Below are 19,672 nucleotides of genomic sequence, written 5' to 3'. Positions count from 1 at the left end.
CCTAAACTTTTTTAATCCCAGCGGATGGCCTTAGCGCTGGTGAGAGGATGGAACATGTAATAGCGCTCCACCAAGTCTACGCGGAGCTGATATTCCGGGGGCTGAAGACGGTAGAGCTGAGGAAGGCTAGAGCATTCGGTGAGGGGGATACCGTTTTCCTCTACGTCGCCCGCGGAAATCCTTATGAGCTCCGCGACACGCTCAGAAGGCTCGGCCTCCATGAGGAGCAGACGCTGACAAAGCGGGGGACGATAGCGGGGGGCTTTGAGGTGGGGGAGGTCATGAAGGCAGACCTCAACACGCTCTGGGAAATGACGAAAGATACGAGCGGTCTAACGCTGGTTCACGGCGAAAACGGGAAGAAGTGGCTGGGGGAGTACATAAAGGACTACGGCTACGCCTTCACAATAGAGAGGCCTTTCCTCTTCAAAGAGCCGATGAGCAGGGAGGAGATGAGGGAGCGCTACGGGGTCCAAGTCGAGGGCATAATACACCTGTCAAGAAAGACGAGAAAGGAGTGGGTCAAGAACCTGATAGAGGACCTCCTGGCGAGGGAGGCCATCTATCTCTGACCTCAGCGTTCGTTCTCCGGCTCGACCTTAACGTACGGCCCGAGGCTCAGTGAGTCTATTTCCTCCTTCGTCAGGAGCCGGCTCTTTACCTTGTCACCTACCAGGGCGCTGTTCCCCAGGGGATCCATTATCCTGACAGTAAGGGGTTTTTTCCCTGCCTTAACCTCCTCGATATACTTCAGTATCTCGTCCGCCCGTCTCACGGCCTCCTCGTCCCCCTCCTGCTCCCTGAAATGCCTGGCCATTAGAATGGTCTCCCTGACCCTCTCAAGGACTCCCTCCACGTTGCTGACGAAGCCCTCCGCCGCAGGGCCTGGCTCTATCTTGACGCCTATCTCGTCCAGCTCGATGGTTCCGCTCTTGCTCCTGACAACGCGGGTGAAGAGATCCCTCTCCTCCTCGACTCTAACTGTGTAGAGCTTCGGTGGCCTGTCTTCGAGCATCATGACGTCAGCGTTTCTATACCCGCATTTCTCGCAGATTATCGTGCTCTCCATGACCTTCCCGAAGTAGGGGATGTCGTGGACATGCTGGAGAACCTTGAGGGTCCCCTTTCCCCCGCAGATAGGGCAGTCACCGAGCGGAATGACCTGGATGCCTTCAAGGTTTGCATTCTCACCGCTACCCACCATTCTCACCACCGAAAAATAGAGCACATGGACCCTTTATAAAATCATGGTAAGGGCGAGAAAAGAAAGGCCGTCACTTGGCTATCCTTATGTCCGACGGAACGAGGATGAGTTTTATCTCGTGCTTGCAGATTTTAGCGGCCTGACCGTCGAGGGCGCTGACTATGCCCTTAATCTGCTCAGCCACCTTCTCAAGGACGTCCGGCTTGACTTCAAGGGGAGTGAGATCCACCAGCAGTATATTGCCGTTCTGAAGCTCCTCCGATATGCGCTCAAGGTCTGCATAGCTGGTGACGACGATTTTCTTGAGGTACCTAATCTGGGGCTTAACTATCTCCTTAGCAAGAACATCCTCCTCAAGAGGGACGACATCGATGTCATGCCTGGGAGCAACATCCTTTTTAATGACCGCAGGCGGCTTCCTCCTGGGCTTTTCGCTCTTCTTTTTAAGGCTGTCAAACAATCCCATGACGATTCCCCCCAGTTAATCGTAAGGCTGGATTAATTTGGGCATTGGTGTTTATATCTCTTTCTGAAATCAAATGGAATCGCACTGAAACCCCCGATGCCGCATACCTGGGGACTTTTAGAACTCAAAAAGTTTATATCCCTTCAGATCGTAAAGACCGCATGCTTCCGGAGACGGTTCCACCCCGCGAAGTTGTGAGGAACAGAAAATTCATGAAGCAGATCGCGGCATATTCCCTCCTATGTGCCGGAAGGTTCCTCTTTCCACATCCAGGGATCGAGACGGCGTTATCATCCAAGTTTTACGGGGCAGTGATACTCTACTTCCTGCTGACACTGGCACTTGTTTTTAGCTACGAGCTCATCCACGATGCTTTCTCTTCCAGTATGGACGAGTTCTCAAGGGCAACCCCCAAAGAAAGGTGGGGAATAAGGCTCTCTATTTCAGCATACTTCTCGTTCCTGCTGGCAACCCCCAAAGAAGAAAAACTAACGCTTCTGGCGGCATGGGGGTTTGGGACTGTCCTCGCATACCTAACCACGAAGGTGAACCTCAGAGGATTTGAACAAAAATAGGGGAAGTTCACCCGGCCTTAACGGCCTCAAGAACCTTCTCCCTTACCTCTGCCGCCTTCCTGAGCGCCAGGTCAACGGCGTACATGACTTCTTCCAGCTTGAAGCTCCCTCCCTCGCTCTTCTGAACGGACGAAATCATGCCGTTCTCATCGGTGGTTATGGTTATCCTGCCGTCCATAACGCGCTCCTCGTCGAGGTTCGGGTCAACAAGGAGATTCTGGCCGATCTTGGCTATGGTCACCGGGATGGGCACCTTGCTCACCGGCAGGGGCTCGTACTCGTCGAGTATCTGGACTTCACCTGTTTCCTCGTCGTACTGCACCTTGGGCATCTTCGCGCTAAGCAGTGCTGCTATTGCCCCAATCCCGCTCGCGTCGAGCAGGTTGCCGTCGTGATCGAGAACGTGGACGTCTATAAAGACCACCCTTACGAGCTTGCCGGGAACTATGACGAGCTTTTCAAGCTCTACCGCCTGGCTCTCCCTGATGCCCCTGTCAACTACACGGGCGAGTTCGATAGCGTTCTCGTCCGGTGGGCCGGGCTCAAAGCTCGGCGAGGCGAGCGGGACAAGCTCAACATTTGTTGTTATGACTCCCTTCTCGGGAAGGTCAGGGAACGGCTCACCCATCTCGATCTTTATACCCACGAGAACCTGGGTGTTGCCAAGCCTGACCCACGCCGAGCCCTCGGCCTTTTCGATGACGTTGACCTTTATCTCGAGGTCCCTGTAGTCCTCAAGACCGCGACCGTCGACACGCTTGCTGTCCTTGAGGAGCGCGAGTATGTGATCGCGCATTATTCCTGCCATCACTTCCATCTCACTCACCTCCACCGACCTCCTCCGCTATTTTGAGGTACTTGACCTTCAGTGCCTCGCGCTGCTTCTGGTAGACCGCCTTGGCACCCTTTATTGCCAGCCTCACGGCCTCCAGGAACTCGTCCCGGCTCAGGTAGCCGTCCATCTGGAGGAGTGTTATGTCATTTTTGAGGGGCATTATCGCAACCGGCACGTCCGCCTCGCCGTAGTTGTCCTCATCCTTGTTGAGGTCGAGAACTATCTCGCCCTCGATCTTTCCAGCGGCGCAGGCGGCGACCAGGTCTTTCATGGGCACTCCAGCGTCAGCCAGAGCCAGCGATGCGGCCGTTATGCCGGCAACCCTCGTCCCCGCGTCAGCCTGAAGAACCTCTATGAAGACGTCTATGGCAGTCCTAGGGAACATCTCAAGTATGAGAGCCGGCTCCAGGGCCCCCTTTATGACCTTGCTTATCTCGACGCTCCTTCTGTCCGGGCCGGGCTTTTTCCTCTCCTCAACGCTGAACGGGGCCATGTTATACCTCACGCGGAGTATCGCCCTGTCCGGCCTCTGGAGGTGCTTGGGGTGGATTTCCCTCGGCCCGTAAACGGCAGCGAGGATCCTGTTCTTCCCCCACTCAACATAAGCGGAACCGTCAGCATTTTTGAGGACGCCAACTTCCATCTTGATAGGCCTGAGTTCATACTTTTTCCTACCATCTATCCTTCTACCGTTCTCGTCTATGAGCTTCAACCCCTCTGGTTTGCCCATCATTCTCCTTCACCCTCTTCAGCAGTAGGTTCCTCAACCCGGGGCACCTCTTCAATGATCCCCCTTTCCTTGAGCTCTTGAAGCCTCATGATCAGAAGCTCCTTAACGCGGTCGGTGAGGCCCTGAGTGTGGCTTTCCCTGTCCACCTTCAGTATGGCCTCAATGGCGAGCCTCTCCAGCTCGTCGTTCTTTCCGCTGACCCAGACCCAGCCGTTCTGGCCAACGATTATCCTTGTGCTGGTCAGTTTCTTGATGAGGTTTATCATTGAGCCCCCCTTACCGATAAGCCTGGGAACTTTGGATGGGGTTATCCTGACTATCTGTCCTCCCCTCAGGGGACCGCCCCTGAAAGGCATACCTTTTGTGATGAGGTCTATCTGGTTTATTTCGTTGTATGCCTTGATCCTGGCGTAGATGATGTCGCCGATGTCGTATATCTTCCTCAGGTCGGTCTTCAGTATGTCTATGCGCTCCTCGACAGCGTCCTGAACACGCAGGCTCGCCTGGTACGGGGCACCTATATCAACCGTCCAGCTGGAGAACTTGACGTCTATTATCTTGCCTATGACGTTGTCTCCCACCTCTGGTATGTACGGGCCTTCAAGGGGGATTACCCTTATGGCATCTCCCCGTATCTCAACAAGGCCCACTACGGTGGAGTATATCCTGTTGCCTTCCCTGAAAGTCCCTCTTCCGTTCTTAAAAGGCCCCTGGGCAAGCAGAGTCCCAGGGACGACCAGTTCCCTACTCTTTACGAAAATCCGCCTCATAGTCCCTTCCTCTCTATCAGTTTAGTTACCGCACTGCCCTTGGTAAGGGCGTTGAGCTTCTCATAAAACTCCCCCTCAACTCCTCCCGGGATCTCAATGAGGAACATCCACGAGCCGTCGCTGGCCCACTCCTCCCTTTTTATGGTTCCAAACTTCCGTACTTCCCCGTAGGCCCTGCCAACGTAGTCACCCGGTATTTTGACGGCTATCACTTTCATCTCAAGCTTTATCGGAAGGAGCGGCCTTATGGCCTTTATAACGCCCGGAACCTGAGCCTCGGCGTCCTTGAAGAGGTCAATGTGGACGCCTGCCTCTTCCATGGCGCGGAGAATCCTGTCAACAGGGTGAGGATAGCCGGTTCTTGGATCCACAGCGTGCCTGTGAATCACCGTCGCTATGTAGCGCCTCTTGTCCTCAAGCATCTGCTTCCTCTGCTCGGCGGTGAGCTGGACGTCCCCCTTCCTAAGGATTATCTTTGCCACCTCGTAGGGATCGCTCGTACCGAATATCTTCTCCATCTCGTGCTCGCTGGCCTTGTCGCCCTTGTGGGCGTCCTTGAAAACGTAGGGGGTGGCGAGGATCTCCTCTATGGGAACGTCCTTGCCCTCCTTGAAGTCCCTCGCCAGGTACGGGTCCACCAGTATCTCAAACGTCTCGCCGTGCGTCTTCAGACGGGCGATGACGGCTTTATCAACGCTTATGGGCATCGCCCGTCACCTCAGTAGTTCTGGTCGAGTTCGGAGTAGTCCTCTTCCCTCTCCTCAACTTCCTCTTCCCTGACCTCTTCGAGGACTTCGGCAAGGTACTTCTCGACGTCATCTCTTGAGAGCTTCTTCCAGCGCTTGTCTCTGGTTGTTATGTAGGCGACCTCTATGCCCTCGGCGCTCGGCTCCTCCAGGGTCTTTGCAAGGGCCAGGACCGCGAGCTTTATCGCGCCCTCCATGTCGAGGTCATCTCTGTAGTGCTCCTCGAAGATAGCCATCGCAACGTTCCTTCCGCTACCTATGGCGACCGCTTTCCACTCGAAGTAGGCCCCGCTCGGGTCGGTCTCGTATAGCTCCGGCTTGTTGTTAACGCCAGCCATAAGAAGGGCCGCTCCAAAGGGCCTCACACCGCCGTACTGGGTGTGGGCCTGCTTGAGGTCGCATATCTTCTTCACCAAGACGGTGAGCGGAACCGGTTCGCCGTAGGTCAAGCGGTAAACCTGGGCCTCCAGCCTGGCCCTGTCAACTAGAACACGGGCGTCGGCTATTATGCCGCTCGGGGCGGCCGCTATGTGGTCGTCGATCTGGAATATTTTCTCGTAGCTGCTCGGCTCAATGAGCTTGCTAGTTATCCTCTTCTCAACCGCGAGGACAACACCGTCTTTCCACTTGACACCCACTGCAGTCGCTCCGCGCTTCACTGCCTCCCTAGCGTAGTTAACCTGGAAGAGCCTCCCGTCAGGGCTGAAAACCGTAATAGCCCTGTCGTAACCGGCCTGTGGCGGTACAAACGCCATTTTACATCACCTCTATGGATTATCGTAATTCCCTCTACCCTCTTCACTTAATTCGGGCGGCGGTTAATTAAGCTTTTCTATTCACCCCTCAGCGCCACCAGCGCCATCCTTCTCGCTATCCTCCTGGCAAACTCAAGGGGAATGAAACCAACCACGAAAAGTATCACCGCCAGGAGCAGGGAAACGTTTCTCCCGAAGGGCTGAACTATCATCAGGGCAAAGGCCACCAGCAGAAAACCCATGCCAAACGCGAGGAACTTCCGGTAGGTTTTGTTCATTACCTCAAGGTTTTCCTCCATCCTGCCCCACCGAGGGCTTTTTATTCCGAACCGGTTTTAAGCCTTTGGTGTTGACGATGGAGTGCCCGTTCTGCAGGCTGAAGAAAGAGGTAGTGCTCTACGAGGACGGGCTGATCAGAATCCTCCTCGACTCCTACCCGGCGAACAGGGGGCATCTGCTCGTTGTCCCGAGGAGGCACGTGGAGAGCTGGTGGGAGCTAAGGGAAGAGGAGAAAGTTGCCCTGATGAAGGGCATGGAGCTGGCGATGGAGAAGCTGAGGGAGACCCTGAAGCCGGACGGGTTCAACGTTGGAATGAACCTGGGCAGGGCCGCTGGCCAGACTGTCCCGCACCTGCACGTCCATGTGATTCCGCGCTGGGAAGGGGACTGCGCTCACCCGCGCGGCGGCGTCAGAAAGGCGGTCCTCGATCTGGAAGACGAGAACTTGAACTTGAGAGAGCGGTGGGAGAAGAACAGGCTTAGCGCGGAAGAAATCGAAAGGCTCAGGAAAGCGTTTAACTGACCTCTACATGTCCTGAAGGGCGAGGCTTGAAGAAGAAAAAAGTCAATTTTCCAGTTACAGTGTTCCCAAAAGCGGGCTTTCATAGAAGTAATCACTTTGAGTGACAAAATTTTAAATCATTCGAAAAGCTTTTTTACTTTTTTATTCAAACTTAATTGCTTAAGCCCCATTGTTGGGTGATGGCAATGAACAGAAGGGTATGTGTGTTACTATTGGGCATATTGCTAATTCTTGGAGGACTTCCAACGGGAGCCTCAGTAAAAGAAACGCATCGCTACAGGGGGGGGCGTTATCAACCCGTTCTTTGAGGGCTACCTAAAGGTATTGCCCAATGCAACGGAAGAAGAAAAAGAAGCACTGTTAACCCTTATAGAGGCCATGCTAAACGGGACGCTCAACGGTGAAATAACAGTCTCTGACACAATGAAAATCAAAAACGCCCAATGGAACGGGACTGACCTGATATTCGAAATCTGGTGGTACGACGGAATTAACCCTGTTGCCATAAAAACATACCGTTGGAGAAATCCCAGGCAGGCGCTCCAACTGGTGCATCAAATGAAAAACGGGAAAGCCTCAGAGGAATCCCTAGAGGAAGCCTTCACTGTTGAGCCCCTGACAATATCCTATGCCGTTCACATTGAGGACGTTGACTACCTCACCAACGATGGGAGCGGGGAGTACGTTTTCCTCCACAACCCAGGCCTTTCAACTGTAAGTTTACTGGGCTGGTACATAATGGACGAATACGCTTATAACAACCCGAGCTGCTGGATAAACAACACAATCCCGAGGGACGACTGTATAGATTCGTATGGAAAAGACCACGTGGTTAGGTTCTCCATTAATATACCTCCGGGGGCAGTTGTGAGGATACCAGTTGCCAGCTCCCCTTACAACGCCATTCTAAACAACGATGGAGACACGGTTTACCTCATCGATGACAAGGGATATTTTGCCGGCATGTACTCCTACTCGGCATCACCCGAGATAACTGTGGAGGGAATATCCTACTATCCAAACCCGCTCAGAGAGGGCAATTACATGGATTTAACCATAGTCCTCGACAACAGGGGTGCCCTCGATGGAACTGGGACGATAGAAGTTTACATAGACGGAAAACTCGTAAAAAGCTCCACAGAAACCGTATGGAAATACCACATATGGTACTACAAAATGTATGACGTCTGGAAAGCAACGTCTGGAACCCACGTTCTGACCGTCAAGTTTGTCCCGCAGTACGGTGGAGAAGTTTCTTCAAAGTCTATAACGTTCACAGTCTCGGCTTCAAAACCGTACATAGCGGAAGTAACCCACAACGACCTGGTCGAGGGTTATCCGGCGGAATTCCACGTTGATGTCGTCAATCCAGCTGGAGAGAGAAAGGACATCATTCTGAAGCTCTTCGTTGATGGCGTTGAGGTAGACACCGTAACCAGCTACGTTTATGAAAAGTGGGGGTTTGACCTACAGTGGAGCAACCCCGAAAAAGAATTCCACAAAGTGGAGATAAAGCTTTATGATGAATCTGGGACAGTGCTCTACTCCCAGTGGGCGAGCACGCTGTACTTCAGGCCCAACACACCTCCGAGGATAGAAAGTGTCCAGCTGCCTTCATGGGTGTACGCAAACGAGTGGAGTAATGGAACGATCCAAGTTTACGATTCGGAGGGGGACTTAGTAGACGTTAAGGTGAACGTTATTGGAAGATTCAGCTTCACTCGCAGTGACCTATCCTCGGGTGTTCCATATGAGTTCCCCCTCGCACCCATATACAACCACACCAACTGCCGTGAGAACGTCACCGTGGAGTTTACACCAACAGATCAATACGGAATGACGGGAGAAACCATAACAAAGGTCCTAACAGTAGTCACCGACAGCGATAAAGACGGATGGTGCAACGGCCTTGAGCTTGAATACGGCACGAACCCGTACAGCAAGGATACCGACGGGGATGGGGTAATTGACCCCAAAGACTTTGACCCGTTGAGGGATGCCGTAATTGAGCTGTACCTCTTCAGAGCGAGGGCCCTAGATCCCGCCGAGGACGATGACCAAGACTGGAACGTTGACTTCCGCATTGAGGCCACTTTCAAAGCCGGCTCAATCACACAAACCCTAAAAGAAGACCTCCCCGACAACACCCAAGACGTCGAGAACATGGTAATGCTGACAAACGACCTCTTCGAGAACATTCAGAAAGAGGCCGTGGCGGTTCTGAAGTTCAACCCACCCGATAACGTTGAGACCGTTGAGATAGACCTCAAACTCGTGGACAGGGATTCAGGGTTTATAATAGACAATCCAGACGAGATTATGGATATTTCCCCAAGACCGGGAGACAATGAGGATGGAAAAGTTGCCAGGCTCTTCTTCAGCCTTAAGAACGGCACGTGGTGGGGCGACGATTACATAAACGACCATAAAGATTACTTCGGTTACGGCCACCTGAGCGGTGCCGACGACTCCACAGAGGACTACACGAACGGCGGAGAATACGATGCCGAACCTTTCTCCAAGTACTACGACGAGCTTGAGGCTCTTGGCTACGATCTAAGCGTTGTAAACATCACCGACGTTAAGGGCTGGGACGGGATAGAGTCCTTGGAACTCAAGGACTACCAGAGCGGAGCCCTCTACCAGTACACAAACCCGGAAGAGGCCGTGCTCTTCACACTCTCACTCCCAGATGGAACCCAGAAGAGGGTCCTCATCATCAACAAGCGGAACGCCGAAGTGAAGACAATGAAGCTGAACGATGAAGTGAGTGCAACCTCCACGGAAGGGGTGGACAAAGACGCCAACGTGAGCAACCTCACAATCAATGCAACGGCCGGAATCGGAAAGAAGGCCAGGTATGAGGCAACGTTAATCTTCAGGAACGAAACCGGGGATGTTAAAACCCTCAGCACCGAGTCAGTTTCAAGTTCAGAAACCTCAACTGAGACAAGCTCGCTGACCTTTGACGTCGTTGCAACATCGGAGGACATCGACGAGGACGACGCTGAAATATGGTTCCTCATCAAACTGAACGACGACGATGGAATTCCATTTTACAGAGAACTTGAGCTGAATAAAGAACTGGAAAAACAGGGAATCACGGAGAGGTTCGATCCAACAGACGGGTTCTGGGCTGAGGACCCAGCAATCTACGAGGGTCTCATTGAAAAGGACGCTTACGGCGACTACGACGGTGATGGAGTTCCGAACGCGGTGGAGCTGTTCATTGGAAAGAATCCGACAAAGCCAGATGTTCTCGGCATTAAACTTACCGTGGCCGTCGGTTGGAACGCCAGTCAGACTTATCTTACCCAGCTCGTCAAGGGCTTCCAGAGGGCGAGTCAGGTTATCTACGACTACACCGACGGGTATGCAATGATAACAGAGATTAGCATAAAGAACAACGTGCAGGTGGGCAGTGAAGAGTGGGAGAACTCAATGGTACGGATTTATCCCGGTACCAACGGATCAGTAACAGCTCCCATAGGGTGGTACTGGGGATGGATTAATAGAGACCCTAACAGATTTTCAGAGTATGTGAAGCTCTTTGAAACTTTTAACGGGCAATACCCGGATGGAAAATTATATTACCGCCCCATTGCACATGAGCTGGGACATTTCGTATTTGCAGTTGCTGATGAATATTACACCAAGAGAATTTTTTACATTCCGAAGGGAAAGCTGGAAGTGATAGGATATGATAACATTACAGCTGAACTCTCCAAGCGCGGTATTACCTTCAGAGTGCTACCCACCATAATGGAGTCCTCATATGAATTTACTGAATTCAGCACTCCCGATGAATACGAATGGTTCAACGCTCAACTGTACAGTCTACAGAACACTCTCGTAAACATATACAGAGCCTATGGATGGTATGTTGATTCATGGGAAGACTTCACAACCAGCCAGTGGGGAGACCTTGTGTACAGTATTAACGGAGACAAAAGCGTCAGCCCAATGTCGGCATGGAAAACAGTATTTGCACTCCTCTCAAGAAATCAGACCTTAGTAATAGAGTCATCGAATGGATGGGCAGCATACGTAGGACATCCAATGAATGCAGGCTTGATATTGGATCTTGACTTTGACAACAAGGAAGACAGCGATTTCCCCCGGAACTACATGCCAAAAACCGGCCCGTACACTGGTGTTGGCTATTACCTTATGGTGGAGGTGAGTTAAGGTGGAGAAGTATTGGACTTTGGCTTTGCTCTTCCTTTTTCTCCTCCCGCTCGTTTCGGCCGGAAAAGTCAATCTCTTCAACTACCTGCCGGCTAACGAAAGGGTAAAACTGGTGACCTTCGAATGTCACTCAAACTGCACGCCAGAAAAGTGGTTTATGGTTGATAACCTGACCATAATTAAACCTTACAACGGGACTCATGACCTCAAGATGATGATAACTGGAAACAAGAGCAGAAGAGAATTCATTCCGGCAAAAAACTTAACGCTCTTCTCGATCAGTGACATTAACTGGAGCAATTTGGAGAACGTCACAAAAAACACGACAGCACACGATCCCTATGGAGCGAAATGGAAGGGAAGCTTTGAGAAAATGAACGGAAAAATCTGGAGTAAAGGGATTAAACTTCAGTTCCACTGTAGCGACTGCGAGGCACACGGTTGTTTGCTGATTTTGGATATTAATTGCAGTACAAACGCAACAAACTGTAAAGTAATGTCACAGGTGCCACCAGACTGTGGAATGGACATGAGATACACTGAAACGGGTAGTGAAACAACGACCTCCTCCAGTGAGGGGAAGAGACTATGCGGTCCCGCTCTGTTCGTGGCATTAACACTGATTTCAACACTTGTGAAGAGAAAAAAGTGAGCCAAACTGTATGATTGCTCGCTGGGGGAGATGCGATGAGAAAGAGGGCGTTGTTTTTGATTTTTGTTCTTTTTGCGTCTTCGTCTTTCGCCAGTGCGGTGAGCGTTTGGGAAGGTTTGATTGATAAGCCCATTTACTACGTCAACATTGAAGGGTACAGTCTTACTGGAGTCCCACCGTGGAATCCCTTCAACGACTCTTCCATAACCTGGATTAACATAGGCTACGAATACAACGAAACCTATACATTCAACAAATATTACGAAGGAGGAAAATGGAAGGAAGGCTTCTTCCTCAAACACGGAAACCCAAAACCCTTCAACATAACAGACTGGAACCTCTCAAAGGTCCTCAAGGAATACCAGTGGGGCGTTGTGAATTATCTGCCAAACATCACTGGAAAATTCCCCGCTGGAGAGTGGAAAAAAGGTTATTGGAACAGCTCAATATCAAGATGGAGCGCAGTAATTACGTCAAACCAGGTGAAAATCACATTAAACACCTTCGCCTGCGAAGGCTCTGGGGAATGCGACGAATATATCACCTTCAAATGTCATAGGAATGATGATAACGTAACTTGCACATGGGGGAAACCAGTATTCAAAATGTATCCTGGCAGACCTCCCATAGGTACACCACCACAAACAACAGAGAAAAACAAAATCTGCGGACCAGCGTTGTTAGTTGGATTAGTGTTGGTTCCCCTACTCATAAAACAGAAGAAGAGGTGAACCCATGAATCGAGTTGCCTTTGTTTTGTTATTTCTCATTTTCTCGGCAATCATCGGTGGGTACTACCTAACTCAGAGCTCAGAAAAAACGGGAATCACGCCCCGCCCAGCATACCCCACTGAAATTTACACATCGAAGGTTATGCCAGCAGTGCAGAGCTGGGCCAGCGATGCCGGGCTTATCCTTGTCTACGGTTCTGAAAACTGCCAGCAGATTCTCTGCGATGTTCACCCAATGTCGTCCCCCTGTTTTTGCAATGATTCAACGTTTGGCGATGGAAAAGCACCGCAATGGACGTTCGTGTTTTATTCAAAGCAAAAGGGCGAGCTCATGAAAGTAGACACCTACATCGCACAGGAAGAGGGACAGAAAAGATGGCATGTTGTTTCCAAAACATATCAAACCCCTATCGACTACTCCAGTCTCGGCGTGAGCCTTTCGAACCCTCCTGAAAACCATACCAGCAAACCGGGGGTTTATGTATTCTTTAGAAACCAATGGACATCCAGCATCGGATCCATTAACATCACCTTAACTAATTTCACGGAATTCAAACGGCTGATTCTGGCAGAATCCAAAAGTCCAATGGTATATGGAGGAGTTTTAATACTCCCCGACGAGAAAATTGGAGATTTAGTATCTCCAACTATAATCATCAGAACTCAGTTCAATCAAACAAATGACGTTATTACTGTAGTTTACCCTGGGGCAGTACTAAGGGGATACACCCCACGGCTCCCGTACAAACTGACGTCGCTGGAAAACTACTCCCAGAGTATTTCAACGATAATCAAAAGACTGGCATCTCCCGAGTTTTCGGGACTTAAATTAATTCTAGGACAGCCTTACGTATACTATGAACTGGCAAACGGCACGATAAAAATAGAAACCCTGGACTGCGACTTTGAAGTGAACGACGGGAACACAAAGGGAGCGTGCAGGACGAGATGATGGGTGAACTGGACTTCCAGAGAGCAAAGCCAAGTAGTTTATGATTTCCATTGTGAGCTTAGAAAACTCGATATACACAGTTAGCATTAATGCCACTATTAAAGTTGACCTGGATACAGATATCACTCAATATGTGCCCAAAGTCGGCCCATATACTGGAGTCGGATATTACTTGGAGGTGAATACATGAGAAAGACGTCAATCCTTACCCTCTTAATTCTTTTAATTCTTGGAGTCCTAATAATTTCAAGAGAGTATCCTTCATCCAGCAGTGACAGGGAATCTGAGATAGATTACCTAAACGGATATGATGTGTACAAAGAATACGTCCACCAATTTAGTGATGAGTACAATCTAATTGGAGTCTATGGAACCAGAGTCCGGGACACAATAAAATGGCAGTTCGTCTTCTATAAGCCAAGAGAATTGAAAATTTATACAGTATCTAAATGTGATGAACTGAAAGACTTACGCGTTGAAACATACCAAACACCGATAGACTACTCCAATTTCGTAATCCCTGAAAACACACTAAAGCAACTTAATCTGTCACTCTGCTCATCCGTCGTGGAGTGTTCGGTTATCCGTTTTGGGAATCTAAGCTCGACTGGTGTGGAAGGGGAGAGAATACTTGCCAGTGGTCATCCCTACAAGTACGCCATTGGAATCGGCTATCACGAATTCCGTGTCGGACTTAGAAAGGCCATAAATGGATCCCCCAAATATCTCGACCATATCCTTATCCTACCCGCCGGATCCAACGTTAATGGGGTCTGGATAACAATAGAATCCAAAAACAGTTCCTCCGACTTAATGACCATCCATTATTCGCCTTCGGTTAAGATTTCACTCAATATTCCTGCCGTTGGCTATTCAGAATTCAACGTCACTCAGTATTCCAGCGTTCTTGAAAAACTCAACAGCGAAACATACACGTATCAAGAGGTATGGCTAACAGGGGAAGGGGCAAAAGCAAGAGGGTATGAGGCCTTTCCGTGTCCAAAGAGCTTTTTCTGTGAATGCAGAGCAGACAATGAATGCTCATGCAGCCACTCCTGGTCAGATTGCGTCTATATCTCAAAATGCTACTACTTCTTCGTGGACAGAGAGGATCTGAAACACCTCTACCAGGAAAAACTAAAAGAATGGGGTGGTTACTGGCCGTGAAACACGATAAACACATACCAAAAACTGGCCCGTACACCGGAGTTGGCTACTTTATGGGGGTGGGTTGGGAATGAAGAAGACAGCCCTTGCGTTTTTCCTGATCTTTTTTCTATTGTTTTCCTGGGTATTCTGGGAACGGTATGAGATTACCTCCTGCTTCAATACGCCCTCCTGTGTTCTAAACAATGCAGGAGTTACCAAAGGGATAGTCCTCATGCAACACCACGAGAACGAGTGGAGGCTGGTAGTGTATCAGAACGGAGACCTAACACTTCATATTCTCAAGCTGAGAGGAAACATAATCCCAGAGGTGGAACACCACGTCAGAAGCGTTAAAACGTACGCCGACTATTCACCCATATCATTTAAAGCAAAAAGCGTCGAGAATCTTGAGCATGTTAAAGAGGGAGTGATAGTAAAATCCAACGGCACAGTAAAGGTCTTTAAAGGAAACTCTTTTGAGGAACTGATACAGAATTCTGTCCCCTGCCAAGGATTTGTAACCATCTGCCCAAAGTGCAGAGCTACCCTCGGAGAAAGCTGGGAACTCGTGAGACTGGGGCATACTAACGTTACTGGAGGCTACCTCATCTTTCCCTCAAAGGATAAATGTCTCTCGGCCTTTGTCCTGAAAATCTTACCTCACAACAGCACTCATGACTTCCTGGAAATAGAATATCCTGTCGGAATTGTCAATGGTTACATCCCAGGGCTCAATTCCCCTCCTATTGGAAACGCAGACATTCCGACCAATGTTTCCCAGTACTTTGAGTCAGCGTGGGGTATCCTCGTAATGAATAATGAAATTATCCTTAACCCAGATCCCTGGAGCATCGCCGAGGAACTTGGGAAGTGCAGAACGGTGTATAAAATTACAATTCACAGCAACGGAACAGTAGAGAAAACAGAATATGGAATACCCTGCTGGATGAGATGAACAAATAATCCAGAGAACAAAAAAGCAAGGGGCTAGAAATGAAAAGAAAGAGAATCCTGAAAAAGTTGGATCCCTCAGATGGATCCGGCATAGGCGATCTGAACGAACATGAAGGTTTCATTCAGAAGGACGCTTACGGCGACTACGACGGAGACGGCGTTCCCAACAGCGTTGAGCTGTTCATCGGGAAGGATCCGGCGAAGCCCGACGTACTCGGAATCAAGCTCACCGTTGCCGTTGGCTGGAACGCCAACGAGGATTACCTTAAGAAGCTGGTGACGGGATTCCAGAGGGCAAGCCAGGAGCAGAGGAGTGGGTTAAACTCAAATGCTACAACCCCGAAAACCCCACCTGCGAATGGGAAGGACCGATCTGCGAGCTGAAAGGCGACTACATCATGCCACCAACGACCACCACAAAACAGGAAGACGAGAAAACCTGCGGCCCTGGAGTGCTAATCGGATTGGCGCTAATCCCCGCACTGGCCCTCCACAAAAACAACACAGGAGTCCGATCCTCAGATGAAAAATAAAAGCCTATTCTTCAATTTTCTCGGCCGGATACTTCTCCCCGTTCTTCCTCAGCTTCCGCTCAAGTGCCTCGTCGAGGTCTATCCCGAGCTCGTGGGCGAGGAGCGTGAGGTAAATCACGACGTCGGCTATCTCGTCGGCTATCGCCTCTTTCTTCCCTGGATCACTGACGGCCTCGAGTATCTCTCCATCACTCTCCCACTGGAAGTGCTCCAAAAGTTCGCCGAGCTCAACCGCTGCCGAGATGGCGAGGTTTTTGGGTGTGTGATACTTAGCCCATCCCCTCGCCTCGCGGAAGGCGACGACCCTCTCCTCAAGCTCCCTGAAGTCCATGCCACCACCCCGGGAATTAGAAGGCGTGCGGTTCGGCATCTCTGAGAAGCTCCAGGAGCCTCAGAAATTCCTCAAGTTCCTCCCTTGGAAAGTGCTCTTCGGCTTCGCTTTCTGGATCAAGTTTAGATAGCATCTCCCGCGCCTTCATGAGGTCATCTAAATCCTCCTGAAGCTCTAAAGCGCGCTGGGTGAACTCATAGCTCGTGTGCGGGCTCTCAAAGGCTCTGTTCTGGTTCGCGATTATCGCTATCTTCAGGTTAGCTATGGTCTCGTCGACCAGCTCGATAAGCTCCCCGACCTTCATCTTCACCACGTCATAACCTACGCGCCGGGGTATTTAAGCCTCTCCCGAAAGCTTTTTACGCCCGGTTGGACAGAATTTTATACGGTGGTGAGGGTGGATTTCGACCTCTTCATGGAGAGGTATGGATACAAGATACTCTTCGGGATTTTCGGCGCGGTCTTTCTAGTGATAATAGGGACACTCCTGGCATCATTCTACCTGATGTTCCGCTTCCTCGGATACTTCGCGGCAGCTATTCTCATTGTGTTTCTATTTGCCTATGCTTTCACAGTTAAGAGACGCGTAATGGACGCCCAAGCGCAGGCTCACGCAAAGTACTTCTACGATGACCGACCCAAGAGGTGAAGAAGATGGATTTGGGCCTGTTTATGGAGAGGTACGGATACAAGCTCCTCACGGTGCTCTTCGCCTCCATCGTGGTCGGGATTATCAGTGTTCCGTTTCTCATCATGTTCTGGGGCTTCTCAGATTACGCACCGGTTGCCGGCGTTATCACCGTGGTGGCGTTCATCCTTGGGGTTCTCTTCATAATGGCACCCAGGGAATGGCGCTCGGAGACAATAACCAGGACGTGGTTCCGCACCCACAACGAGGTGTACTACGACAAAAAGGGCAAACGAAAAACCTAATTTTTCGAAAATTTTTCAGCAAAACCTGGGATGTTTCTGAGCATAGAGTTTTAACCCCCGACACCGATAGCCTATGGTGGTCATTGTGGAAGCGGTTAAGGATTATCCTTCTGATTCAACCGAATTCAAGGCCAATAAGCGCGAGAAAAAACTTCTCATGGGCAACGAGGCAATAGCATACGGCGCCCTTGAGAGCGGAATATCTTTTGCGACCGGCTACCCCGGAACTCCTTCAACGGAGGTAATCGAGACCATAGCGCATCTCAAGCCGGAGGTTTTTGCCGAGTGGGCGCCCAACGAGAAGGTAGCCCTTGAGGAAGCGGCCGGCGTTGCATACACTGGCCTTAGGGCGCTCGTTACTATGAAGTGTGTCGGTTTAAACGTCGCGGCCGACCCGCTCATGAGTTTGGCATATTCCGGCGTTGAGGGTGGTTTGGTCATCCTCGTCGCCGACGACCCTGGGCCGCACACTTCTCAGACCGAGCAGGACGACAGGTATTATGGAAAAATCTCACTCCTCCCGGTTCTTGAGCCCGCCGATCCGCAGGAGGCTCACGATTTAATCATCTACGCCTACGAGCTGAGCGAGAGGTATAAAGTCCCCGTGATATTCAGGACGACGACAAGGGTCAACCACACGACGGCAGATGTGGAAGTCGGAGAGTTCGTAGAGCTCAACAGGAAGCCGGTTTTCAAGAAGGACATAGAGCGCTATGTTAGAGCCAGCATGGAGGGCAACAGGAAGAGGCACAAGTGGCTCAACGAGACGCTGGCGAAGATAGAGGAGGAGTTCAGCTCGATGCCCTTCAACTGGGTCAAGGGTAAGGAAGACGCGAGAATTGGAATAATCGTCGAGGGAGCGCCCTACAACTATGTGCGCGAGGTTCTGCCAAAGATAAAGGGAGATTTCAAAGTCCTCAAGCTCTCAACCCCCCACCCGCTCCCGAGGAGGCTCGTGGTTGAGTTCCTCAAGAGCGTGGAGTTCGCGGTGGTTATAGAGGACGGTGCCCCGTTCCTTGAAGAGGAAGTTAAGATAGCGGCCTACGAGGCCGGACTGAGTGTGCCAATCTATGGCAAGAGGACCGGCCACTTCCCGCTTGAGGGCGAGCTGACGCCTTCCCTTGTGAGGAACGCCCTTCTGAGGCTGATGGGCGAAGAGGGCGAGACCTACGAGAAGCCCGAGGAAGTTAAATACGCCGAAAGCCTCGCCCCGAAGAGGCCCCCGGTGATGTGCCCCGGCTGTCCGCACAGGGGAAGCTACCGCGCCGCCCTCGACGCTTTGAGGGATTTGAAGCTCGGAAGATACAGCGTCCCGATTCACGGCGACATAGGCTGTTATGCACTGTCGCTCCTCCCGCCGCTTGAAGCCATCTGGACGGAGTACGTTATGGGCGCGAGCATAAGTCTGGCCAACGGTCAGAGTGTGGCGCTGAACAAGAAGGTGATAGCCACCATCGGCGACTCGACCTTCTTCCACAACGGAATCCAGCCGCTGGTCGATGCTGTCTACAAGAACCTGAACATTCTGGTCATGATACTCGACAACAGAACCACCGCAATGACCGGCCACCAGCCTCACCCCGGAACCGGAGGCAGTGAAACCGGCAGGAGGTTCAACGAGATAGACATCGAGGCCCTCGTCAAAGCTTTGGGAGTCAAATACGTCAAGACCGTTGACCCTTATGACCTAAAGGCCACAAGGGAAGCCATCAAAGAGGCCATGAAGGTTGAAGGGCCAGCGGTAATAATAGCGAAGCAAGAGTGTGTCATCCCGGTCATAAGGCGCGGTGAGATAGGCGAGATACCGCTCGTCGTCGAAGAGAAGTGCACCGGCTGCAAGGCCTGCATCCTCTTAACCGGCTGTCCGGCGCTCGTTTACGACCCAGAGACGAACAAGGTGAAGATAGACAACCTGCTATGTACCGGCTGTGGCGTCTGCAACCAGCTCTGCCCGTTCGATGCGATAAAGTTCCCGAGCGAGCTGGACTAATACCAGCCGTAACGCCAGCCACTTTTTCTTTCCCTTCTCGCGTCCTCAACCTCGTCCGAGATTATCGCGTAGAATATAGCCACGTAAACGACAACTAGGAAGAATCCAATCGCCAAGCCAAGCTCAAAGTTCACCAATGACAGCAGCCAGATGAGTGTAGAGAACGGCAGGAAAAGCCGCACCGCCCCGTTCCTTATCCTCGCCCAGTTGTCAGGGCCGAGGTAATCTGGGCTCCCCGGGCGGGAAAAGGGGTCATGGAAGAACCAGTAAAGCCCGCTGGCCATTACCGATGATATCCCAACGGGAACCAGCATCAGGAGGGTGTAAATAATGGCGGGCCAAGGCTCCATTGTTACCCTCAATAAAAGTATGCATG

Annotated in this window: 24 protein-coding genes; 13 read left to right on the top strand and 11 right to left on the bottom strand. The window is 51.0% G+C overall.

Annotated features, from left to right (window positions below):
* Positions 1–47: 47 nt before the first annotated feature.
* A complete protein-coding gene (locus tag E3E36_RS07065; RefSeq protein WP_167894526.1) occupies positions 48–572 on the top strand; it encodes an ASCH domain-containing protein in 525 nt (174 codons plus the stop codon).
* Between the two features lie 2 nt (positions 573–574).
* Here E3E36_RS07065 and E3E36_RS07060 read toward each other — a convergent pair whose 3' ends face one another.
* Together E3E36_RS07060 and E3E36_RS07055 are read right to left on the bottom strand one after the other, a co-directional pair.
* Positions 575–1,204 carry a ZPR1 zinc finger domain-containing protein gene (locus E3E36_RS07060; RefSeq protein ID WP_167894873.1) on the bottom strand — a complete coding sequence of 210 codons (630 nt, stop codon included), beginning with the start codon at positions 1,202–1,204 and terminating at the stop codon, positions 575–577.
* A 70-nt stretch (positions 1,205–1,274) separates the two neighbouring features.
* The gene (locus tag E3E36_RS07055) at positions 1,275–1,670 is read right to left on the bottom strand and encodes a cell division protein SepF (protein ID WP_167894525.1); all 396 of its coding nucleotides are present in this window, start codon (positions 1,668–1,670) and stop codon (positions 1,275–1,277) included.
* A gap of 161 nt (positions 1,671–1,831) precedes the next feature.
* On the opposite strand from E3E36_RS07055, the gene E3E36_RS07050 reads away from it, so the two are divergent.
* The gene (locus E3E36_RS07050) at positions 1,832–2,245 is read left to right on the top strand and encodes a hypothetical protein (protein WP_167894524.1); all 414 of its coding nucleotides are present in this window, start codon (positions 1,832–1,834) and stop codon (positions 2,243–2,245) included.
* A gap of 7 nt (positions 2,246–2,252) precedes the next feature.
* Here E3E36_RS07050 and rrp42 read toward each other — a convergent pair whose 3' ends face one another.
* From rrp42 to E3E36_RS07020, 6 genes are all read right to left on the bottom strand, one after another.
* Positions 2,253–3,062 carry an exosome complex protein Rrp42 gene (gene rrp42, locus E3E36_RS07045; protein WP_167894523.1) on the bottom strand — a complete coding sequence of 270 codons (810 nt, stop codon included), beginning with the start codon at positions 3,060–3,062 and terminating at the stop codon, positions 2,253–2,255.
* Position 3,063: 1 nt separating this feature from the next.
* A complete protein-coding gene (gene rrp41 / locus E3E36_RS07040; protein WP_167894522.1) occupies positions 3,064–3,813 on the bottom strand; it encodes an exosome complex exonuclease Rrp41 in 750 nt (249 codons plus the stop codon).
* A complete protein-coding gene (gene rrp4 / locus E3E36_RS07035) occupies positions 3,810–4,580 on the bottom strand; it encodes an exosome complex RNA-binding protein Rrp4 (RefSeq protein WP_167894521.1) in 771 nt (256 codons plus the stop codon). The genes rrp41 and rrp4 overlap by 4 nt, the downstream gene beginning before the upstream one ends.
* On the bottom strand, positions 4,577–5,287 hold the full coding sequence (locus tag E3E36_RS07030; protein ID WP_167894520.1) for a ribosome assembly factor SBDS: 711 nt from the start codon (positions 5,285–5,287) through the stop codon (positions 4,577–4,579). The genes rrp4 and E3E36_RS07030 overlap by 4 nt, the downstream gene beginning before the upstream one ends.
* An 11-nt stretch (positions 5,288–5,298) precedes the next feature.
* A complete protein-coding gene (gene psmA, locus E3E36_RS07025; protein ID WP_167894519.1) occupies positions 5,299–6,081 on the bottom strand; it encodes an archaeal proteasome endopeptidase complex subunit alpha in 783 nt (260 codons plus the stop codon).
* A 77-nt stretch (positions 6,082–6,158) separates the two neighbouring features.
* Positions 6,159–6,380 carry a hypothetical protein gene (locus E3E36_RS07020; protein WP_167894518.1) on the bottom strand — a complete coding sequence of 74 codons (222 nt, stop codon included), beginning with the start codon at positions 6,378–6,380 and terminating at the stop codon, positions 6,159–6,161.
* Positions 6,381–6,436: 56 nt separating this feature from the next.
* On the opposite strand from E3E36_RS07020, the gene E3E36_RS07015 reads away from it, so the two are divergent.
* The 8 genes from E3E36_RS07015 to E3E36_RS06980 all read left to right on the top strand — a co-directional run bounded on the left by E3E36_RS07015 (position 6,437) and on the right by E3E36_RS06980 (position 15,893).
* Positions 6,437–6,883, top strand: a complete 447-nt coding sequence (locus E3E36_RS07015) for an HIT family protein (RefSeq protein ID WP_167894872.1) — start codon at positions 6,437–6,439, stop codon at positions 6,881–6,883.
* 324 nt (positions 6,884–7,207) lie between these two features.
* On the top strand, positions 7,208–11,071 hold the full coding sequence (locus E3E36_RS07010) for a lamin tail domain-containing protein (RefSeq protein WP_167894517.1): 3,864 nt from the start codon (positions 7,208–7,210) through the stop codon (positions 11,069–11,071).
* A gap of 1 nt (position 11,072) precedes the next feature.
* On the top strand, positions 11,073–11,723 hold the full coding sequence (locus E3E36_RS07005) for a CGP-CTERM sorting domain-containing protein (RefSeq protein ID WP_167894516.1): 651 nt from the start codon (positions 11,073–11,075) through the stop codon (positions 11,721–11,723).
* Positions 11,724–11,758: 35 nt separating this feature from the next.
* Positions 11,759–12,454 (top strand): CGP-CTERM sorting domain-containing protein, encoded by a 696-nt coding sequence (locus E3E36_RS07000; protein ID WP_167894515.1) that lies wholly within the window; start codon positions 11,759–11,761, stop codon positions 12,452–12,454.
* Positions 12,455–12,458: 4 nt separating this feature from the next.
* Positions 12,459–13,406 (top strand): hypothetical protein, encoded by a 948-nt coding sequence (locus tag E3E36_RS06995; RefSeq protein ID WP_167894514.1) that lies wholly within the window; start codon positions 12,459–12,461, stop codon positions 13,404–13,406.
* A 186-nt stretch (positions 13,407–13,592) separates the two neighbouring features.
* On the top strand, positions 13,593–14,573 hold the full coding sequence (locus tag E3E36_RS06990) for a hypothetical protein (protein WP_167894513.1): 981 nt from the start codon (positions 13,593–13,595) through the stop codon (positions 14,571–14,573).
* 70 nt (positions 14,574–14,643) lie between these two features.
* Positions 14,644–15,510 (top strand): hypothetical protein, encoded by an 867-nt coding sequence (locus E3E36_RS06985; RefSeq protein ID WP_240911781.1) that lies wholly within the window; start codon positions 14,644–14,646, stop codon positions 15,508–15,510.
* Positions 15,511–15,548: 38 nt separating this feature from the next.
* Positions 15,549–15,893 (top strand): hypothetical protein, encoded by a 345-nt coding sequence (locus E3E36_RS06980; RefSeq protein WP_167894511.1) that lies wholly within the window; start codon positions 15,549–15,551, stop codon positions 15,891–15,893.
* A gap of 153 nt (positions 15,894–16,046) precedes the next feature.
* Here E3E36_RS06980 and E3E36_RS06970 read toward each other — a convergent pair whose 3' ends face one another.
* Positions 16,047–16,373 (bottom strand): nucleotide pyrophosphohydrolase, encoded by a 327-nt coding sequence (locus tag E3E36_RS06970; protein WP_167894509.1) that lies wholly within the window; start codon positions 16,371–16,373, stop codon positions 16,047–16,049.
* A 16-nt stretch (positions 16,374–16,389) separates the two neighbouring features.
* A complete protein-coding gene (locus tag E3E36_RS06965; RefSeq protein WP_167894871.1) occupies positions 16,390–16,677 on the bottom strand; it encodes a hypothetical protein in 288 nt (95 codons plus the stop codon).
* A gap of 84 nt (positions 16,678–16,761) precedes the next feature.
* Here E3E36_RS06965 and E3E36_RS06960 point away from each other — a divergent pair, with 84 nt between their 5' ends.
* The 3 genes from E3E36_RS06960 (at position 16,762) to iorA (ending at position 19,296) form a co-directional block, all read left to right on the top strand.
* Entirely contained in the window at positions 16,762–17,022 is a 261-nt protein-coding gene (locus E3E36_RS06960; RefSeq protein ID WP_342764385.1) for a hypothetical protein, read from the top strand.
* A gap of 5 nt (positions 17,023–17,027) precedes the next feature.
* Complete coding sequence (locus tag E3E36_RS06955; protein WP_167894508.1) at positions 17,028–17,306, top strand: hypothetical protein; 279 nt, start codon at positions 17,028–17,030, stop codon at positions 17,304–17,306.
* Positions 17,307–17,379: 73 nt separating this feature from the next.
* Entirely contained in the window at positions 17,380–19,296 is a 1,917-nt protein-coding gene (gene iorA / locus E3E36_RS06950; protein WP_206203492.1) for an indolepyruvate ferredoxin oxidoreductase subunit alpha, read from the top strand.
* Here the strand turns inward: iorA and E3E36_RS06945 are convergent.
* Positions 19,293–19,658: a hypothetical protein gene (locus tag E3E36_RS06945; protein WP_206203491.1), complete on the bottom strand. Its 366-nt coding sequence runs from the start codon at positions 19,656–19,658 to the stop codon at positions 19,293–19,295. The genes iorA and E3E36_RS06945 overlap by 4 nt on opposite strands.
* Between the last annotated feature and the right edge of the window lie 14 nt (positions 19,659–19,672).

The organism is Thermococcus sp. M36 (assembly GCF_012027355.1).
In the GTDB taxonomy this organism is placed as follows: domain Archaea; phylum Methanobacteriota_B; class Thermococci; order Thermococcales; family Thermococcaceae; genus Thermococcus.
The sequence above is the reverse complement of the archived record's forward strand: the minus strand, read 5'-3'. Positions and strand labels throughout refer to the sequence as shown.

Bases quoted from the DNA above. Each gene is read 5' to 3' on its own strand.
- E3E36_RS07060 (WP_167894873.1), bottom strand. From the start codon at position 1,204: ATGGTGGGTAGCGGTGAGAATGCAAACCTTGAAGGCATCCAGGTCATT.
- E3E36_RS07020 (WP_167894518.1), bottom strand. From the start codon at position 6,380: ATGGAGGAAAACCTTGAGGTAATGAACAAAACCTACCGGAAGTTCCTC.
- E3E36_RS06990 (WP_167894513.1), top strand. From the start codon at position 13,593: ATGAGAAAGACGTCAATCCTTACCCTCTTAATTCTTTTAATTCTTGGA.
- E3E36_RS06970 (WP_167894509.1), bottom strand. From the start codon at position 16,373: ATGGACTTCAGGGAGCTTGAGGAGAGGGTCGTCGCCTTCCGCGAGGCG.
- E3E36_RS07055 (WP_167894525.1), bottom strand. From the start codon at position 1,670: ATGGGATTGTTTGACAGCCTTAAAAAGAAGAGCGAAAAGCCCAGGAGG.
- E3E36_RS07015 (WP_167894872.1), top strand. From the start codon at position 6,437: ATGGAGTGCCCGTTCTGCAGGCTGAAGAAAGAGGTAGTGCTCTACGAG.
- E3E36_RS06965 (WP_167894871.1), bottom strand. From the start codon at position 16,677: ATGAAGGTCGGGGAGCTTATCGAGCTGGTCGACGAGACCATAGCTAAC.
- psmA (WP_167894519.1), bottom strand. From the start codon at position 6,081: ATGGCGTTTGTACCGCCACAGGCCGGTTACGACAGGGCTATTACGGTT.
- rrp42 (WP_167894523.1), bottom strand. From the start codon at position 3,062: ATGGAAGTGATGGCAGGAATAATGCGCGATCACATACTCGCGCTCCTC.
- E3E36_RS07000 (WP_167894515.1), top strand. From the start codon at position 11,759: ATGAGAAAGAGGGCGTTGTTTTTGATTTTTGTTCTTTTTGCGTCTTCG.
- E3E36_RS06985 (WP_240911781.1), top strand. From the start codon at position 14,644: ATGAAGAAGACAGCCCTTGCGTTTTTCCTGATCTTTTTTCTATTGTTT.
- rrp4 (WP_167894521.1), bottom strand. From the start codon at position 4,580: ATGAGGCGGATTTTCGTAAAGAGTAGGGAACTGGTCGTCCCTGGGACT.
- iorA (WP_206203492.1), top strand. From the start codon at position 17,380: ATGGTGGTCATTGTGGAAGCGGTTAAGGATTATCCTTCTGATTCAACC.
- E3E36_RS07030 (WP_167894520.1), bottom strand. From the start codon at position 5,287: ATGCCCATAAGCGTTGATAAAGCCGTCATCGCCCGTCTGAAGACGCAC.
- E3E36_RS06980 (WP_167894511.1), top strand. From the start codon at position 15,549: ATGAAAAGAAAGAGAATCCTGAAAAAGTTGGATCCCTCAGATGGATCC.
- E3E36_RS06995 (WP_167894514.1), top strand. From the start codon at position 12,459: ATGAATCGAGTTGCCTTTGTTTTGTTATTTCTCATTTTCTCGGCAATC.
- E3E36_RS06955 (WP_167894508.1), top strand. From the start codon at position 17,028: ATGGATTTGGGCCTGTTTATGGAGAGGTACGGATACAAGCTCCTCACG.
- rrp41 (WP_167894522.1), bottom strand. From the start codon at position 3,813: ATGATGGGCAAACCAGAGGGGTTGAAGCTCATAGACGAGAACGGTAGA.
- E3E36_RS07065 (WP_167894526.1), top strand. From the start codon at position 48: ATGGAACATGTAATAGCGCTCCACCAAGTCTACGCGGAGCTGATATTC.
- E3E36_RS07050 (WP_167894524.1), top strand. From the start codon at position 1,832: ATGCTTCCGGAGACGGTTCCACCCCGCGAAGTTGTGAGGAACAGAAAA.